15 protein-coding genes are annotated in these 18050 nt (G+C 70.4%); 6 read left to right on the top strand and 9 right to left on the bottom strand.

The annotated features are described in order from the left end of the window. Positions 1-2: 2 nt before the first annotated feature. From nrdE to nrdH, 3 genes are all read right to left on the bottom strand, one after another. Complete coding sequence (gene nrdE, locus ASG28_RS09205; protein ID WP_054146995.1) at positions 3-2108, bottom strand: class 1b ribonucleoside-diphosphate reductase subunit alpha; 2106 nt, start codon at positions 2106-2108, stop codon at positions 3-5. A gap of 32 nt (positions 2109-2140) precedes the next feature. Continuing rightward, on the bottom strand, positions 2141-2560 hold the full coding sequence (nrdI, locus tag ASG28_RS09210; RefSeq protein WP_055974301.1) for a class Ib ribonucleoside-diphosphate reductase assembly flavoprotein NrdI: 420 nt from the start codon (positions 2558-2560) through the stop codon (positions 2141-2143). Positions 2561-2641: 81 nt separating this feature from the next. Then, on the bottom strand, positions 2642-2875 hold the full coding sequence (gene nrdH / locus ASG28_RS09215) for a glutaredoxin-like protein NrdH (RefSeq protein ID WP_043596549.1): 234 nt from the start codon (positions 2873-2875) through the stop codon (positions 2642-2644). Positions 2876-3204: 329 nt separating this feature from the next. Here nrdH and ASG28_RS09220 point away from each other — a divergent pair, with 329 nt between their 5' ends. The 3 genes from ASG28_RS09220 (at position 3205) to ASG28_RS09230 (ending at position 6003) form a co-directional block, all read left to right on the top strand. After that, complete coding sequence (locus tag ASG28_RS09220; protein WP_055974306.1) at positions 3205-4413, top strand: MFS transporter; 1209 nt, start codon at positions 3205-3207, stop codon at positions 4411-4413. Positions 4414-4520: 107 nt separating this feature from the next. Then, complete coding sequence (locus ASG28_RS09225; RefSeq protein ID WP_055974308.1) at positions 4521-5351, top strand: aldo/keto reductase; 831 nt, start codon at positions 4521-4523, stop codon at positions 5349-5351. A gap of 118 nt (positions 5352-5469) precedes the next feature. After that, positions 5470-6003 (top strand): ribonuclease H family protein, encoded by a 534-nt coding sequence (locus ASG28_RS09230; protein WP_054146928.1) that lies wholly within the window; start codon positions 5470-5472, stop codon positions 6001-6003. A 156-nt stretch (positions 6004-6159) separates the two neighbouring features. Here the strand turns inward: ASG28_RS09230 and ASG28_RS09235 are convergent, their stop codons facing one another. Both ASG28_RS09235 and ASG28_RS09240 read right to left on the bottom strand, forming a co-directional pair. Continuing rightward, positions 6160-6921: an SDR family NAD(P)-dependent oxidoreductase gene (locus tag ASG28_RS09235; protein ID WP_043596555.1), complete on the bottom strand. Its 762-nt coding sequence runs from the start codon at positions 6919-6921 to the stop codon at positions 6160-6162. Positions 6922-6990: 69 nt separating this feature from the next. Beyond that, positions 6991-9561, bottom strand: coding sequence for a DEAD/DEAH box helicase (locus ASG28_RS09240; RefSeq protein WP_082454540.1), 2571 nt, complete (start codon positions 9559-9561; stop codon positions 6991-6993). 526 nt (positions 9562-10087) lie between these two features. On the opposite strand from ASG28_RS09240, the gene ASG28_RS09250 reads away from it, so the two are divergent. Then, the gene (locus tag ASG28_RS09250; protein WP_055974314.1) at positions 10088-10585 is read left to right on the top strand and encodes a flavin reductase family protein; all 498 of its coding nucleotides are present in this window, start codon (positions 10088-10090) and stop codon (positions 10583-10585) included. A gap of 84 nt (positions 10586-10669) precedes the next feature. Here ASG28_RS09250 and ASG28_RS09255 read toward each other — a convergent pair whose 3' ends face one another. After that, complete coding sequence (locus ASG28_RS09255; protein WP_055974318.1) at positions 10670-10861, bottom strand: hypothetical protein; 192 nt, start codon at positions 10859-10861, stop codon at positions 10670-10672. A 239-nt stretch (positions 10862-11100) separates the two neighbouring features. Between ASG28_RS09255 and ASG28_RS09260 the strand changes: the two genes are divergently transcribed. Next, on the top strand, positions 11101-12003 hold the full coding sequence (locus ASG28_RS09260; protein WP_055974322.1) for an NAD-dependent epimerase/dehydratase family protein: 903 nt from the start codon (positions 11101-11103) through the stop codon (positions 12001-12003). 78 nt (positions 12004-12081) lie between these two features. Here ASG28_RS09260 and ASG28_RS09265 read toward each other — a convergent pair whose 3' ends face one another. Next, complete coding sequence (locus ASG28_RS09265; protein WP_082454541.1) at positions 12082-14595, bottom strand: beta-glucosidase family protein; 2514 nt, start codon at positions 14593-14595, stop codon at positions 12082-12084. 77 nt (positions 14596-14672) lie between these two features. Here ASG28_RS09265 and ASG28_RS09270 point away from each other — a divergent pair, with 77 nt between their 5' ends. Then, positions 14673-15263, top strand: a complete 591-nt coding sequence (locus ASG28_RS09270) for a TetR/AcrR family transcriptional regulator (RefSeq protein WP_055974323.1) — start codon at positions 14673-14675, stop codon at positions 15261-15263. A gap of 51 nt (positions 15264-15314) precedes the next feature. Here the strand turns inward: ASG28_RS09270 and ASG28_RS09275 are convergent, their stop codons facing one another. Both ASG28_RS09275 and ASG28_RS09280 read right to left on the bottom strand, forming a co-directional pair. Next, the gene (locus tag ASG28_RS09275; protein ID WP_055974327.1) at positions 15315-16913 is read right to left on the bottom strand and encodes a DUF7059 domain-containing protein; all 1599 of its coding nucleotides are present in this window, start codon (positions 16911-16913) and stop codon (positions 15315-15317) included. A gap of 111 nt (positions 16914-17024) precedes the next feature. Then, positions 17025-17990, bottom strand: coding sequence for a DUF4190 domain-containing protein (locus tag ASG28_RS09280; protein WP_055974330.1), 966 nt, complete (start codon positions 17988-17990; stop codon positions 17025-17027). Positions 17991-18050 lie beyond the last annotated feature (60 nt).

The following is an 18050-nucleotide window of genomic DNA, read 5'->3' on the forward strand; positions in this document are numbered from 1 at the left end:
GCCTAGAGCATGCAGCTGACGCAGCCGTCGACCTCGGTGCCCTCGAGCGCGAGCTGACGCAGACGGATGTAGTAGATCGTCTTGATGCCCTTGCGCCATGCGTAGATCTGCGCCTTGTTGATGTCGCGCGTGCTCGCCGTGTCTTTGAAGAAGAGCGTGAGCGACAGGCCCTGGTCGACGTGCTGCGTCGCCGCGGCGTAGGTGTCGATGATCTTCTCGGGCCCGATCTCGTACGCGTCGGTGTAGTACTCGAGGTTGTCGTTCGTCATGAACGGCGCCGGGTAGTACACGCGGCCGAGCTTGCCCTCTTTGCGGATCTCGATCTTCGACGCGATCGGGTGGATCGACGACGTCGAGTGGTTGATGTACGAGATCGACCCGGTCGGCGGCACGGCCTGCAGGTTCTGGTTGTAGATGCCGTGCTGCATGATGCTGGCCTTGAGCGCACGCCAGTCGTCCTGCGTGGGGATCGCGACGCCGGCGTCGGCGAACAGTGCGGCCGCACGCTCGGTCTCGGGCTTCCATTCGGTCTCGGTGTACTTGTCGAAGAAGGTGCCCGACGCGTACGTGGAGTCCTCGAAACCGCCGAAGGTGACGCCACGCTCGATCGCGATGGTGTTCGAGGCACGCAGGGCGTGGAACAGCACCGTGTAGAAGTAGATGTTCGTGAAGTCGATCGCCTCGGGCGTGCCGTAGTGGACACGCTCGCGGGCCAGGTAGCCGTGCAGGTTCATCTGGCCGAGGCCGATGGCGTGCGACTGGTCGTTGCCGACCTCGATCGAGCGCACCGAGGTGATGTGGCTCATGTCGCTGACCGCGCTGAGGCCGCGGATCGCGGTCTCGACGGTCTTGCCGAGGTCGGGGGCGTCCATCGAGAGGGCGATGTTCATCGAGCCGAGGTTGCAGCTGATGTCCTTGCCGATCTCGTTGTACGAGAGGTCCTCGTTGAACGTGGTGGGCGTGTTGACCTGCAGGATCTCGGAGCACAGGTTCGACATGTTGATGCGGCCCTTGATCGGGTTCGCCTTGTTGACCGTGTCTTCGAACACGATGTAGGGGTAGCCCGACTCGAACTGGATCTCGGCGATCGTCTGGAAGAAGTCGCGCGCCTTGATCTTGGTCTTCTTGATGCGCGAGTCGGCGACCATCTCGCGGTACTTCTCGCTGATCGCGACGTCGCCGAAGGGGACGCCGTAGACCTTCTCGACGTCGTACGGCGAGAAGAGGTACATGTCCTCGTTGTTCTTGGCGAGCTCGAACGTGATGTCGGGCACGACGACGCCGAGGGACAGCGTCTTGATGCGGATCTTCTCGTCGGCGTTCTCACGCTTGGTGTCGAGGAACCGCATGATGTCGGGGTGGTGCGCGCTGAGGTAGACCGCACCCGCACCCTGACGGGCACCGAGCTGGTTGGCGTAGCTGAAGCTGTCTTCGAGCAGCTTCATGACGGGGATGATGCCCGACGACTGGTTCTCGATCTGCTTGATCGGTGCGCCGGCCTCGCGGATGTTCGAGAGCGACAGGGCGACGCCGCCGCCGCGCTTCGACAGCTGCAGCGACGAGTTGATGCCGCGCGAGATCGACTCCATGTTGTCTTCGATGCGCAACAGGAAGCAGCTGACGAGTTCGCCGCGCTGGGCCTTCGCCGTGTTCAGGAAGGTCGGCGTGGCCGGCTGGAAGCGGCCCGCGATGATCTCTTCGACCAGGTCGACGGCGAGTGCCTCGTCGCCCTGGGCGAGGCCGAGGGCGGTCATGACGACGCGGTCTTCGAAGCGCTCGAGGTAGCGCTTGCCGTCGAACGTCTTGAGCGTGTACGAGGTGTAGTACTTGAACGCACCGAGGAAGGTCTGGAACCGGAACTTCTTCGAGTACGCGAGGTCGTTGAGCTTCTCGATGAAGGCGAAGTCGTACTGCTCGATGGTCGCGGCCTCGTAGTACTCGTTCTCGACGAGGTAGTCGAGGCGCTCGCGCAGGTTGTGGAAGAAGACCGTGTTCTGGTTGACGTGCTGCAGGAAGTACTGCTTCGCCGCCTCGCGGTCTTTCTCGAACTGGATCTCGCCGGAGGGACCGTAGAGGTTCAGCATCGCGTTCAGGGAGTGGTAGTCCATCCCCGAGCTGAGACCCTGCCCCGGTGCGGCGATCACTTCGAGGTCATCGACTGCTGCGTCCAAAATTCTTCCAATCCTGTGTGTACGGCTTGTACGTCGTCTGGTGTTCCGAAGACTTCGAAACGGTAGAGAAGGGGAACGTCACACTTGGCCGAGACGATGTCGCCGGCCAGGCAGTAGCCCTCTCCGAAGTTGGTGTTGCCCGCCGCGATCACGCCTCGGATGAGGCGCCGGTTGCCCTCGTCGTTGAGGAACCGGATGACCTGCTTCGGGACGGCGCCTCGCCCTTCGCCGCCGCCGTAGGTCGGCAGGACGAGGACGTAGGGGTCTCGGACGTGGAGCGGTGGCTCGGACGGGAACAGCGGGATGCGCTGGGCCGGCACACCGAGCTTCTTCACGAAGCGGTCGGTGTTGCCCGAGACGCTCGAGAAGTAGACGAGTTCGTTCGTCACGACGAGTCCTCGCCTCCGAGGTGGTGTGGGGCCGGGCCCCGGGTCACGGTCCTGCTGGTCGGGCGCGGAGCGCCCGGTCGACTAGTCGACCTTGGCGGCCAGGGCGGCGATCTTGTCGGGGCGGAAGCCGCTCCAGTGGTCGTCGTCGGCGATGACCACGGGGGCCTGCATGTAGCCGAGGGCGCGGACCTTCTCGAGCGCGGCGTCGTCGGCGGTGACGTCGAGCACGTCGTACTCGATGCCCTTGTTGTCGAGGGCACGGTAGGTGGCCGTGCACTGGACGCAGGACGGCTTGGTGTAGACGGTGATGGCCATGGGATCCCCTGTGTTCTGGCCGGCCCCTGAGGCCGGATCGGTGGTTCGTGAGCCTGCGGGGCGTGGTGCCCGTGGCGACTCCTCGATACTACATCTAGTGGCCCGGAGTTGCCCCCACAACTAGATGCGGTGTTACACGCCTGTAGTTCGCTTCACGGACTTCTCCACAGGGAACCGCACACGTTTTGCACAGAACGAGGGCGGTTCTCCCCGATTCTGGGCTGTTCTCCACATGTTCGTCCCCACCACCGACACTCGTCGATCCGTGTCCCCAGTTCGGGACCACGGCGTGTCGCGCACCCTGGACTCGCTCGTAGACTTGTCCCCTCGTGAGCACCTATTCGACCCTGCTGAAGACGCCCGGCGTCTCGCGCATCATCGCGGCCCAGCTGACCGCGCGCTTCCCGTTCGGCATGCTGTCGCTCGCGTTCCTGCTGCACGTCGAGCACGTGCACCACTCGTACGCCGCGGCCGGTCTCGTCCTCGCCGCGACGAGCATCGGCCAGGCGATCTCGGGCCCGCTCACCAGCCGATGGATGGGCCGCTGGGCGATGCGCCCCGTCCTGACCCTGACGCTGATCGTCTGCCTGATCACGATGGTCACCTTCACCCTGTACGACTTCTCGGTGCCGGTGTTCATGGCGCTCGGCTTCGTGACCGGCCTCAGCGTGCCTCCCGTCCAGCCGGCCGTCCGCACCATCTACCCCAAGATGGTCACCTCGAACCAGCTCACTCCCCTGTTCTCGCTCGACGCGTCCGCGCAAGAGATCATCTGGGTGGCCGGCCCGGTCATCACGACCTTCGTCGGGACGCAGATCGGCACCCGAGAGGCCATCTGGCTCGCCGCGGCGTTCCTGGTGGGCGGCGGCATCTGGTTCATCGCGTCGCCCGAGGTCGGACGCGTGCGCATCCCCCGCAGCAAGCGGGCCTTCGGCAAGGTGCTCGCGCGGCCGACCGTGCTGCTCGCGACCGTCGCCGGCTTCCTGCTCATCGGCGCCTGCGCCGCGGTCGAGGCGGGCGTCGTCGCGCTCTTCGGCGAGGGCAGTGCCGACTCGGGCATCGCGCTGGCCATCTTCGCCGCGGGGTCGCTGGTCGGTGGCCTCGCCCTCGGTCACGTCCCGGTCGGCCCGTGGGCGCTCGGCCGCCGCATCGCCATCGTCTTCGTCGGCATGACCCTCGCGATCTTCGCCACGGGCCTCTGGCCGATCAGCATCACGTTGCTGATCGCGGGCGTCGGCATCGCGCCCGCCCTCGCCGTCATGTTCGCCATCGTGTCGTCGAGCGTCAAGTTCAGCGACACGGCCGAGGCCTACGGCTGGGCCGGCACCGGCCAGCTGATCGGCTCGGCGCTGGGCTCGGCCATCGCCGGCTTCGCGATCGACCACATCGGCGGGCAGGGCGGCCTCATCGTGGCCGCCTGCTTCGCCTTCGTCGGCATGATCGTCGGCGCCGCGTTCCACAAGGCCCTGCCCGACCTCCGCGGTCGCGACGCGAGCCCCCTGCCCGACACCGAACCGGTGCCGGTCCAGACGAGCTGACCCGCGCCTCCTCGTCCACCGGACGACGGGCCCGGCACGCACCGTTCACCGGACGGTCGCCCGGGCCCTGCGACACGTGTCGGCCGGACGCTGGCAGAGTTGAGGGCATGCCCTCCATCGACGTGCCCCAGATCACCCTCAACGACGGCCGCACGATCCCGCAGCTCGGCCTCGGCGTCTACAAGGTCGCCGACGACGAGGCCGAACGGGTCGTCGAGACCGCCCTCGGCGAGGGCTACCGCCACCTCGACACCGCCGAGTTCTACGCCAACGAGAAAGGCGTCGGACGCGCCCTCGAGGCGTCCGGCGTTCCCCGTGACGAGGTCTTCCTCACGACCAAGGTCTGGAACACCGCGCAGGGCTACGACGAGACGCTCCGCTCGTTCGACGAGAGCCTGACGAAGCTCGGCACCGACCACGTCGACCTCTACCTGATCCACTGGCCCGCCCCGAAGCAGGACAAGTACGTCGAGACGTACCGTGCCCTCGAGACGATCCGGGCCGAGGGCCGGGCGCTCTCGATCGGCGTGAGCAACTTCCAGGTCGCCCACCTCGAGCGTCTGATGGCCGAGACCGACGTCGTGCCGGCCATCAACCAGGTCGAGGCGCACCCGTGGTTGCAGCAGCACGAGCTACGCGCCTTCGACGCCGCGCACGGGATCGTGACCGAGGCGTGGTCGCCGCTGGCGCGAGGGCGCATCCTGGACAACGCGGCACTCGTGCGCATCGGCGCGAAGCACGGCGTCACCCCGGCCCAGGTGACGATCCGCTGGCACCTGCAGCAGGGCCTCGTCGTGATCCCGAAGTCGGTCACGCCGTCGCGCATCAGGGCCAACCTCGACGTCTTCGGCTTCGAGCTCGACGCGGGCGACCTCGCCGCCATCGCGGGCATCAAGACCGGCGAGCGCACCGGCTCGCACCCCGACCACAACGGCTGACCCGGTCCGGCGCTGGCGCCGCCCGAACCCGACACCCCTGCAGGAGGCGCGGGTCCGGTCGGTCGCGCCCGGCACGTTACCGTGGACCGGCAACCCGTCGACGCAAGGAGCACCCCGCATGACCATCACCGCCGCAGCAGACGGATCGGCCCTCGGCAACCCCGGCCCCGCCGGATGGGCCTGGTACGTCGACGACGAGCGGTGGGCCGCCGGCGGCTGGCCGCGTGCCACGAACAACCAGGGCGAGCTCACCGCCGTGCTCGAGCTGCTCCGCGCCACGGCCGGCACCGACGACGACCTGCACATCCTGTGCGACAGCCAGTACACGATCAAGGCCTGCACCGAGTGGATGCCCGGCTGGAAGCGCAAGGGCTGGCGCAAGGCCGACGGCAAGCCCGTGCTCAACGTCGAGATCCTGAAAGAACTCGACGCCGCCCTGGCCGGACGCAAGGTGCGCTTCGAGTGGGTCCGCGGTCACGTCGGCCACGAGATGAACGAGGCGGCCGACGTGCGGGCCCGAGGCGCGGCCACGGCGTTCCAGAACCGCACCGAGGTGCCGTCCGGGCCCGGGTGGCCGGGGGCGCCGGTCGCGACGACCGACCCGATCACGGCGCCGGCGACCCCGCCCGCGCCTCCTGCGACGCTCTTCTGACCCGCAACGACCGCACCGCACCGCGAATCGTGCACCGCACCTGATCTGGATGCGGTGCCGTGCACGAAACGCGGTGCCGCGCCGTGCCGTGCGGCGTCGTGCCGTGCGGCGTCGTGCCGTGCGGCGTCGTGCCGCGTCGCGCCGGCGTCGCCCGAGCTACATCGAGGGGTGCGTGCTCGACAGGCCACCGTCGACGACGAACTGGGCGCCGGTCGAGAAGGCCGAGTCGTCGCTCGCGAGGTGCAGGGCGAGCCCGGCGACCTCGTCGGGCTTGGCGAGGCGACCCCGCGGGCTCATCGCGCGGAATGCGTCGAGCACCTGCGGCTGGGCCTCGACCTGGCGGCGGAACAGTGCGGTGTCGGTCGGGCCGGGGTGCAGCGAGTTGATGCGGATGTTCCAGCCCTCTTGGGCGGCGTGGGCCGCACTCGACCGGGTGAGACCGACCAGGGCGTGCTTGCTCGCCGTGTAGGCCGCGTCGTCACCGAAGCCGAGGAAGGACGTCGCCGGGGCCAGGTTGATGATCGACCCGCCCTCGCCGTCGGGGTTCGCGCGCATCTGCTCGATGGCGAAGCGCGTGCCGAGCATGACGCCGGTGACGTTGACCGCGAAGACGCGGTTCCAGCTCTCGAGCTGGGTGACGTCGATGGACTGGCCCGAGACGATGCCGGCGTTGTTCACCAGGACGTCGAGTCGGCCGTAGTGCTCGGCGATGCGGTCCATGACGCGCTTCCAGTCGCCGCCGTTGGCGACGTCGTGCTGCACGAATTCGGCGCCCGTCTCGGCGGCCACGGCCGCCCCGTCGACGATGTCGGTCGCGACGACCCTGGCCCCCTCGTCGGCGAACCGACGGACGATCGCCTCGCCGATGCCCGAGGCTGCCCCGGTGACGATGGCGACTTTGCCGGACAGACGAGACATGGCGACCTCTTCGTGGTGGAACGCGGGTGGAGCTGGTCGGCTGCCGGGGTGGGGCAGGACCCTACGAGATTACCCCTCGACGGGTGACGGTCGGCTCCGCTCGGAGGCCGGCCCGACGGCCGTCACCGTCACGACGGCCTCGCCCCGCTCGTCGCTCGAGGCGAGGTCGACCACGGCCGAGATGCCGAAGTCGTGGTCGCCCTCGGGGTCGGCCAGGATCTGCCGCACACGCCACACCGTGGGCAGCTGCTCGACCTGCAGCATCTGCGGCCCCCGGGCCGCGGCGTCCGTGCCGATGGAGTCGTACTCGTCGTAGTACCGGTCGAGGGCCTCACCCCAACGGTCGGCGTCCCAGCCCGAACCCGCGTCGAGGGCGCCGAGGGCGTCCGCGTCGTCCCGGGCGGCCAGTTCGACGCGACGGAACAGCTCGTTGCGCACCATGATGCGGAAGGCCCTCGCGTTGGCGGTGAGGTTGCGCAGCGTCGGAGGCACGATCTCGTCGTGGGCTTCGACCTCGCGCGGGTTCACCATCTCTTCCCACTCGTCGAGCAGGCTCGAGTCGACCTGCCGCACGAGCTCGCCGAGCCACTCGATGACGTCGACCAGCTCGTCGGTCTTGGCCTCGTCGGGCACGGTCTGGCGCAGGGCGCGGAAGGCGTCCGAGAGGTAGCGCAGCACGAGACCCTCGGAACGGGCCAGCCCGTAGAAGTTCACGAAGTCGCCGAAGGTCATGGCGCGCTCGTACAGGTCGCGCACGACCGACTTGGGGCTGAGCGCGAAGTCGCCGATCCAGGGCTGGGAGGCCGCGTAGGTCTCGAACAGGGCCGTCAGCAACTCGTCGAGCGGCTTGGGCCAGGTGACCTCTTCGAGGAGTTCCATGCGCTGGTCGTACTCGATGCCCTCGGACTTCATCGCGGCCACGGCCTCGCCCCGGGCCTTGAACTGCTGTTGCGACAGGATCGGCCGCGGGTCGTCGAGCGTCGCCTCGACCACCGACACCATGTCGAGCGCGTAGGTGGGCGACTCGACGTCGAGCACCTCGAAGGTCGCCAGGGCGAAGGGCGACAGCGGCTGGTTCAGGGCGAAGTTCGCCTGCAGGTCGACCGTCAGGCGGATGGTCGGGGCACCGCCGTCGGGCGAGGGCTCTTGCACGACGACCTCGGCGGTGCGCAGCGTGCGGTAGATCGAGATGGCCTGCCGGGCCATGGCGTACTGCTTGGCGAGCGGCTCGTGGTTGTCGAAGACCAGGGAGCGCACGTTCGCGAAGACGTCGCCGCCGCGTCCGATGACGTTGAGCAGCATGGCGTGGGTGACCTGCATGTGCGAGGTCAGCGCCTCGGGCTCGGCGGCGATCAGCTTGGTGAAGCTGGGCTCACCCCAGGACACGAACCCGTCGGGCGCCTTCTTGCGGACGATCTTGCGCTTCTTCTTCGGGTCGTCGCCCGCCCTCTCGATCTGTTTGAGGTTGTCGATCTCGTGTTCCGGCGCCTGCAACGTGACCGTGCCCGAGGTGTCGTAGCCCGCGCGACCGGCCCGCCCGGCGATCTGGTGGAACTCGCGGGCGCTCAACTGGCGCATGCGGGTGCCGTCGAACTTGGTCAGCGCTGTCAGCAGCACCGTGCGGATCGGCACGTTGATGCCGACGCCGAGCGTGTCGGTGCCGCAGATGACCCGCAGCAGGCCGCGTTGCGCGAGTTGCTCGACCAGGCGACGGTACTTGGGCAGCATGCCCGCGTGGTGCACGCCGATGCCCGAGCGCACCAGGCGGTTGAGGGTCTTGCCGAAGCCCGTGCTGAACCGGAACCCGCCGATCAGCTCGGCGATCTCGTCGCGTTGCTCGCGGCTGGCGACCTTGATGCTCGAGAGCGCCTGCGCCCGCTCGAGTGCCGCGGCCTGCGAGAAGTGGACGACGTAGACGGGTGCCTCGCCGGTCGAGAGCAGCTCTTCGACCGTCTCTTGCACGGGCGTCTGGGCGTAGAAGTAGTGCAGCGGCACGGGACGCTCGACGCCGGTGACCCGCGCGACGGGCCGACCGGTGCGCCGCGCCAGGTCGTCGGTGATGCGGGTGACGTCGCCGAGGGTGGCCGACATGAGCAGGAACTGCGCGCGCGGCAGCAGCAACAGCGGCACCTGCCAGGCCCACCCGCGCGACTGGTCGCCGTAGAAGTGGAACTCGTCCATGACGACCTGGTCGACGGCCGCGTCGGCCCCGTGCCGCAGCGCCAGGTTCGCGAGGATCTCGGCGGTGCAGCAGATGATGGGCGCGTCGGCGTTGACCGACGAGTCGCCGGTCACCATGCCGACGTTCTCGGGCCCGAAGAGCTCGACCAGCGCGAAGAACTTCTCGCTGACCAGCGCCTTGATCGGGGCCGTGTAGTACGAACGCCCGCCCTGGCTCAGGGCGACGAAGTGCGCGCCGGCCGCGACGAGCGACTTGCCGGTTCCCGTCGGCGTGCTGAGGATCACCGACGCGCCGCCGACGAGCTCCATCATCGCCTCGTCCTGGGCCGGGTAGAGCGGCAGCCCGCGTGACTCGGCCCACTCGGCGAAGGCCGTGTACGCCGTGTCGGCGTCGTACGAGTCCGCCCCCGGCGTCGACGGGAGCAGGGCGGCGAGTGGGGCGGCGGGAGCGGGCGACATGATGAGTCAACCCTGCACCATCGACCGGGCCGATGGCGACGACAGAGGACGGGTCGTCCGACCGCGGGGGCGAGACGACGCCCCCGCGGTCGGTCCCCTGCCTCGTGCCCTGAACCTCCACGAGGTGAGAGGAACTCAAGTAAATCACGAGGAGGCGCCGTGCGCGACCCCGAGGAGGCGCTGTCCACGACGACTCCCGACGACGCGCGGATGACGACGACCCCCGGGACGAGAAGAGGGCACGCCCCGGTCGACGAGCAGAACTCGGACCAGGGCGTGCCCACCGGACCCACGGCCGAGGACCTCACGAAGTCGGATCAGGAGACCACGCTGCGTTCGACGGCCGCTTGTCGGGAACGGGCGCCCCGGTAACCAGCCGGTGAGCGCACTACACCGTACCTCGGACAGCCCCCGAGGCGATGGGTGACTTCCAGGTGATTGGCCCACCTCGTAATCCGGATGAAACACCCGACGGTTAGCGTCACGGGTGAACCAACTGGTTCACATCTCACGACGGGAGCCCCCGATGACCCGCACCACGTCGCTCGCCCCGGTCGAACGCTCGGCGTTCGCCGCCTTCCCGAGCGGGGTCGCCGCGCTCGCCGCCACGGGGGTCGACGGCCCGGACGGCATGGTCGTCTCGAGCTTCACGGTCGGGGCGTCGTTCGACCCGCCGATGGTGACCTTCGCCGCACGTCAGGACTCGGCGACGTGGGCTCGCCTGCGCACGGCACCGAGCCTGGGCGTCTCGGTGCTCGCCGCCGACCAGGGCCTGCTCTGTCGTCAGCTCTCGTCGCGCACCCGGGCCGCTCGGTTCGCCGACGTCGACCACGTCGTCACCGACGACGGGGCCGTCCTGGTGTCGGGCACCCCGCTACGGCTCGAGTGCGTCGTCCACCGCGAGGTGCCGGCCGGCGACCACGTCGTCGTCATCTTGCAGGTGCTCGGCGCCGAGGTCGACGACACGGCGGCACCGCTCGTCTACCACGGCACAGCCTTCCACTCGTTGCAGCCGATCGGCTGACGCGCCCGAGCGCGACAGCACCGAGCCGCCGAGGCGCAGACGTACCCAGGCCCCGACGTGCCGACGTGCCGACGTGCCGACGGCTCAGGCGATGCGCCCCGAGCCACCGAGCAGACCGTCGACCTGCTCGACGGCGCCTTCGACGGCGGCTTCGTCGGCCGGGGACTCGCCGTGCAGCTCGACGGGCTCGGGGCTGTCGCCGTGCACGGCCGCCGGGTCGGTGCGCGCGTCGGCGTCGTGGTCAGCGGGGTTCGTGGGGTTCGCGGGCGTGCTCATGGGGGCCTCTCTCACGGGGGCCGACGCTCGACCCCGGTGCGCCCGAACCTACCCCGGCACCTCCGACACGGCTCCCAGCGGATCGGGACCGGCACCGCGCCTCCCGGGTGTCGAGACGGAGTCGACCCGACCACCCGCGTCCGACCACGGACGCCCGCCGACTAGTAGACACGAGGGAGGCGCGCAGCCCGATCCGCGCACCTCCAGACCCGCCGGGCGCCCGGCAGAAAGGGCCGACGATGTCGTCTCCCCGCACCCCCACCACCCGAGTCGCCGTCACCGGCGGCAGCGGCAAGCTCGGCCGTGCCGTCGTGCGCGACCTGGCCGAGCACGGCTACGAGGTCGTCCTGCTCGACCGCGTGCCCAGCCCCGACCCCGTCGAGGGCGTCGTGTTCGTCAAGGTCGACCTGACCGACTACGGCCAGGTCGCCCAGGCCCTGACGAGCGTGGACGACCGGTACGACCACATCGACGCCGTCGTGCACCTCGGCGCGATCCCGGCGCCCGGACTGGTGCCGAACGCCGCCCTCTTCACGAACAACGTGACGTCGAGCTACAACGTGTTCGCCGCCGCCCGCGCCGCGAAGATCCGCAACGTGGTGTGGGCCTCGAGCGAGACGCTGTTGGGCATCCCGTTCGACATCGACCCGCCCTACCTGCCGCTCGACGAGGAGTACCCAGTGCGCCCCGAGTCGTCGTACTCGCTCGGCAAGGCCGTCGAGGAAGAGATGGCGCGGCACTTCACGCGCTGGGACCGCCAGCTCAAGCTGATCGGCCTGCGCTTCTCGAACGTGATGGACGACGGCGACTACTCGGAGTACCCCTTCGACGAGTCCCCCGAGAAGCGCACCTTCAACCTGTTCTCGTACATCGACGCCCGCGACGGCGCCCAGGCCGTGCGCAAGGCGCTCGAGAGCGACCTGGTCGGCTTCGAGGCGTTCATCATCGCCGCGTCCGACACCGTGATGAACACGCCGACGGCCGTGCTCGCCGAGCAGTACTGGCCGCAGGTCGAGAAGCGCCGGGCCGTCGAGGGCGTCGAGCCGCTGCTCAGCAGCGACAAGGCCCGCGACCTGCTCGGTTTCGTGCCCGAGTACTCGTGGCGCGAGTGGGGCGAGCGCACGGGCAACCACCGCGGCTGACGCTCGCTCCCCGCACCGACGACCCGCGCCTCCTGATCCGACGGACCAGGAGGCGCGGGTCGCGTCAGGAGGCGCGCGTCACCCCTCGAGCACCACCGTCGTCTCGAGCGGCAGCTCGGTTACCGACGAGCCGACGTGCAGCGTGAACGCACCCGGCTCGTGGGCCCAGGCCCCGTCCCGCCAGTCGGCGAAGGCGCGGGCCGGGACGCTCAGCTCGACGCGACGCGTCCCTCCGGCCGACACCACGACGGGCGCGAACCCGACCAGCCAGAGCGCCGGACGATCCACCACGGAGTCGGCGCGCGACGCGTAGACCTGCACCACGTGCTTGCCCTCGCGAGCACCGGTGTTGGCGACGTCGACGGCCACCTGCACCGCGCCTCCCTCGGTCACCGACGGCGTCACGTCGAGGCCCGACAGCGACCAGGTCGTGTAGCCGAGGCCGTGCCCGAACGGGTAGGCCGGCGTCGTCCCGGCCTTGAGCCAGGCGCGGTAGCCGATGTGGATGCCCTCGTCGTAGACGACCTCGCCGTCGACGGGGGTGACGTCGATGACGGGCACGTCCGCGTGGGTGGCGGGCCAGGTCGTGGGCAGGCGGCCGCCGGGCTCGACGGCACCGGTGAGGACGTCGCCGAGCGCGTGCCCGTACTCCTGACCGCCGAACCAGGTGAGGAACAGCGCGTCGACCTCGTCACGCCAGGGCATGGTGACCGGCGACCCCGCGTTGACCACGACGACGGTGGTCGCGGCGGCCGCGGCCACGCGCGAGACGAGCTCGTCCTGACGTCCGGGCAGGCCGAGCGAGGTGCGGTCGAAACCCTCGGACTCGACCTTGCTGTTGGTCCCCACGACGACGATCGTCAGGTCGGCGGCCGCCGCGGCCGCGACGGCCTCGTCGATCAGCCCGGACGGGTCGCCGTCGTCGGGCTCGATGCCGAAGGTGTAGCTCAGGGCTCCGCCGAGCGCGCTCGCCCCGATGGTGTGGTCGATCACGACGTCGATCGGTCGACCCTCGACGACCGCCACGGCGGCCGACTGCGACGGCGGCGCGAGGAACGCCGCACCGAGGTCGTCGCCGACGGCCTCGCTCGTGCCGTCGAGCACGACCTCGCCGTCGACCCGGATCACCGAGTGGCCGACCGAGGCCACGCCGAGCAGGATCTCGCCCGTGACCTCGGGCGTGTACCGGGTCGAGAACCGCACGGTGTCGCTGCGCTCGATGGGGGCGTCGCCGCCGAACCAGACGAGCGCGGTGGCCCGGCGGTCCTCGGCGAACAGTTCGTCGTCGCCCGAGCGGAACGACACGCGGACGCCGGATTCGCCCGTCTCGGGGTTGGTGATGCGGTCGAGGGGCAGCTCGGCCACCCCTTCTTGCACGACGGCACCGACCGAGTACGTCACGGTCGCGTCGGGGAAGGCCTCCTCGATGCCCTCGATCGGCGTGACGACCTTCTCGGGCAGCACGGTGGCGCTGCCGCCGCCCTGGGTGCGGGCGAAGCGGGCGTTGTGGCCGACGACCGCGATCGACCGGACGGCCGAGGGGTCGACCGGCACCGCGCCTCCTCGGTCGTGGGCCAGGACGGTGCCGGCGGCCGCGGCCTCGCGCACGAAGGCGATGCCGTCCTCGACGGTGGTCGGCGTCGCGGCCACCGGTTCGAAGCCGTCGAGGGCGCCGACGCGGGCGGCGAGCTGAAGCAGGCGCAACACCTTGCGGTCGATCGCGTCCTCGGACACCTCGCCCGCCCGCACGGCGGCGACGAGCGCGTCGCCCCACGGGCCGTCCGGGCCGGGCATCACGAGGTCCTGCGAGTGCTTCGCGCTCTCGACGCTGCGGACGCCCGTCCAGTCGCTGACCACGACGCCGTCGAAGCCCCACTCGCTGTTCAGCGGGGTCTCGAGCAACTCGTTCTCGGTCGCGGTGACGCCGTTGATCGAGTTGTACGACGACATGACCAGCCAGGCGTGCGCCTCGGTGACGGCCTTCTCGAACGCCAGCAGGTAGAGCTCGCGGAGGGCCCGGTCGCTCACCACGGTGCTCGCGGTGAAGCGGTCGGTCTCGTAGTCGTTGGCGACGTAGTGCTTGGGCGTCGCGCCGACGCCGTTGTCCTGCACGCCGTGGACGTACGCGGCGGCGAGCTCGGCGGTGAGCACGGGGTCCTCGCTGAACGCCTCGAAGTGCCGCCCGCCGAGGGGCGACCGGTGCAGGTTGATGGTCGGGCCGAGCACGACGTCGACGCCCTTCCGGCGGGCCTCGACGGCGGCCGCGGCACCGTAGCGGCGGGCCAGGTCGGGGTCCCAGGACGACGAGAGCGAGGAGGCGCTGGGCAGGTTCAGGGACGGCGAGCGTTCGTCCCACACCTCGCCGCGCACCCCGCTGGGGCCGTCGCTGACCAGGATGCGCCGCAGCCCGATCTTCTCGTTCGGGTGGGTCGTCCAGAAGTCGCGGCCGGTCAGCAGCTGCACCTTCTCGTCGAGGGTGAGTCGCCCGAGGAGCTCGACGAGTCGGGCCTGGTCGTGGCGGGCAAGGTCGTGGCGGGCAAGGTCGTGGCGGGCCTGGTCGTCGGCCGCGTCGCCGTCGCTGTGGAGGGTCATGACGTGACGCTACCAGCGAAAACCGAGCGACGGTGGGTTTCGGGCCGGACCCGTGACGGTCGCGCTAGCCTGACCGCATGGCACAACGGGGTTCGTACGCGAAGGGCGTGGCCAAGCGCACCGAGATCCTCGACACGGCGCTCGACGTGGTCGCCCGCAACGGGTTCCGCGGCACGTCGGTCAAAGAGCTGGCCGACTCGGTCGGCCTCAGCCAGGCCGGGCTGCTGCACTACTTCGACAGCAAGGACGAGCTGTTCACGGCCATCCTGCGCCGCCGCGACGAGGTCGACTACGCCCTCGCCGACCAGCACGTCGACATCGTCGAGCAGCTGATCGCGGTCATCCGGCACAACGCCGACGTGCCCGGGCTGGTCCAGCTGTTCGCGAGCATGTCGACGGCCGCGACGAGCGACCCGAGCCATGCCGCCCACGCGTACTTCGTCGAGCGTTACGCGTCGATCCGAGCCCAGGTCGCCGCGGCGATCACCGTCCGACAGCAGCGGGGAGAGGTGCCGGCGGGCGTCGACCCCACCCGCCTCGCGACCGTGCTGCTCGCGGTCAGCGACGGCATGCAGATCCAGTGGATGCTCGACCCCGCCACCGACATGGCCGAGCACGTCGAACTCGTCTGGAGCCTGGCGCTGGCGGCGGTGGCGACTCCCACCTGACCACGCCGGGCCCGCCGCCCGGCACGCCCGTCGGGCTCAGGCCCGTCGGGCTCAGGCCCGCAGCATGCCCGTCGTCACCAGTTCGCGGACCTGCGGCAGCAGTTCCGCCCGCAGCGCGGCCTCGTCCGCCCCGAGCAGCTGGGCCAGCGCGCCGACGATGGCGCCGACGCTGAGCTCGCCGTCGCAGGCACCGACCAGCGCGGACAGGGCCGTGCCCGAGTCGACCGTCCGGGCGAAGCCGCCGCCCTGTCGCAACGAGATGACCGTGGGGTCGTCGTTGCCGGGCCAGTAGTGTCGCTCCTCGGTCACGTCCCCCGCGACGACCAGCCGACGCGCGGCGAGCTGCACGTCGTCGAGGTCGCGCACCAGCTCGATGGCGTCGAGCGTGCCGAGCAGGTGGGCGCCGAGTCCGACGTCGTTCTGGCCGAGACCGCCGAGGAGGCGCTCCGTGCGCACCACGGGCAGGCTCGCGTCGTCCGCGGGTCGCCGCACCGTCAGGTAGCCGAAGCCGACCTCGACGACGCCCCGGGCCTCGAAGTCGCCGAGCCACGCCTCGTACAGGCGCTCGAAGTCCGCCGAGCCCGGTCGGGTGCCGCCGTCGCGGATCCAGGTCTCGGAATACGCGGTCGGGTCCTGCACCTCGCGCTCGACGACCCAGACGTCGACGGGCACGCCGCCCCGGGCCGCCCAGTCGGCGACCGAGTACGCACCCCTCTTGCCGGCGACCGCACCCGCGCCTCCGGACTCCCAGTTGCCCAGCAGTTGCGCGACGCCGCCCGGCGCGAGGTGGCGGCCGAGGCCCTCGACGACCGAGGCGACGAGATCGTCGCCGACCATGCCGCCGTCGCGGTACTCGTACTCGGGCACGCCCTCGGCCCGCGGCGTGATGACGAACGGCGGGTTCGAGACGATGTGGTCGAAGGTCTCGCCTGCGACGGGCTCGAAGAGGCTGCCGAGGCGCAGCTCGATGCCGTCGACCAGGTTGAGCGCGGCGTTGAACGCGGCGTAGTCGAGGGCGCGCTGCGAGATGTCGGTGGCCACGACGTGCCGCGCGTGCCGGGCCGCGTGCAGGGCCTGGATGCCACAGCCCGTGCCGAGGTCGAGCGCCCGGTCGACCTGGCGCGAGATCATCAGGCCGGCGAGCGTGGCCGAGGCTCCCCCGACGCCGAGCACGTGGTCCTCGCGGAGAGCCCCCTCGACGACGAGCTCGCCGAGGTCGGAGGCGATCCACCAGCTCGCCTCGCCAAAGGCGTCGACGAAGGCGTAGGGGCGGAGGTCGACGAGCGCACGGACCGAGTCGCCCTCGCTCGCCACGAGCCCGAGGGCGACAGCACCCTCGGCACCCAGGGTCGGCAGGGCGTCGGCGACCGCGTCGAGGCCCTGCGGGTAGCCGAGCACGAACAGCGACGCGAGCGTGGCGGCCGGACGCACCGACTCGTCGCGCGCGGCGCTGCGGGCGAGGGCACGACGGGCGGCGACCCGCTCGCCGCGGAAGAGAGCGGCGCCGGCGTGCGAGCCCCAGGCGTCGGCACCCTGCAGCCGCTCGACCGTGAACCCGGACGACGCCAGGTCGGCCCTCAGCCGCGCGAGCAGCTCGGGATCGGTCGAGAGGTGGGGCGTCGAGGCGTCGGTCGGGGTCGTCGGAGGCACCCGACCATCATGGTGCAGGAGGCGCGGCGCCGGTCACCGGGGACGCCACGGAGCCCCCGTCGAGGGTCGACGGGGGCTCCGCCCGGAGCGGGCCGGTGGACGCGCGACGGGTCAGCTCGTGAAGACCACGTCGTCGTAGTCGAACGACGGGGACATCTGGAACACGATCTGGTCGGCGTCGGCCACCGAGAACACGATGCGGTAGGTGATGGTCTGGCCGGCCGGGACGACCGTCGTGGGCGAGCTCTCGATGTCGGAGTCGTAGACCTTGCTGGCCTCGACGCCGCCCGAGGTGGCCGTCTCGTAGGGCATCGGCTCGAAGTTCGCGTCGGTGCCGTTCTCGATCGTCACCGTGAAGACCACCGAGGCCGCCTGGTCGGCGCCGCTCGAGTACTCGCCGGGCGTGTACGCCTCGGGCGCCGAGACCGTCACGGCGATGCCGTCGTCGTAGGTGAAGGTGTCGCCGAAGGCGTTGTTCTCGGCCGAGGCGTCGCTGTCGGCGGACCCGGAGTCACCCGAGTCGATCGAGCCGCTCGTCGGCAGGGAGTCGTTGACGGCCTGGACGGAGGCGAGCCCGATGACGAGTCCGACGATCACGACGGCGATGCCGATGAGCACGCCGACCCCCGACACGATCGTGCCGATGAGGGCGAGCATGCGCGCGCCCTTCTTCTTGACGAGCGCGATGATGCCGAGCACGAGACCGACGATCGCGAGGATCGCGCCGAACCCGATGAACGACAACAGCAGCCCGACGCCGCCGACGACGATCGAGGCGATGGCGAGCCCGTTGCCGCCCTGCGGCGACTGAGGGGCCTGGCCGTAGGCCGGCGCACCGGTCGGGGCGGCACCGTAGGGCGCCTGCTGGCCGCCGTAGGGCTGCTGCGACTGCGCACCGTAGGGCTGCTGGGGTGCTCCGTAGGCGGGCTGGGGTGCCGACGGCGGGGGCGTCGTGCCGTACGCCGACTGCGGGGGCTGGGGTGCCGACGGCGGAGGCGTCTGGTCGCCGCGTCCGTTCTCGTCGCGGGGGTCACGGGGCTCGTCGGACGAACCGTAGGGCGGCTGCGGAGTGCTCATGGGGCAAGCATGTCGTGCCTTGGCGGTTCCGACGAGTCGAACAGGCTGTGCGACCCGTTT

This window comes from Frigoribacterium sp. Leaf415 (assembly GCF_001424645.1).
Taxonomy (GTDB): domain Bacteria; phylum Actinomycetota; class Actinomycetes; order Actinomycetales; family Microbacteriaceae; genus Frigoribacterium.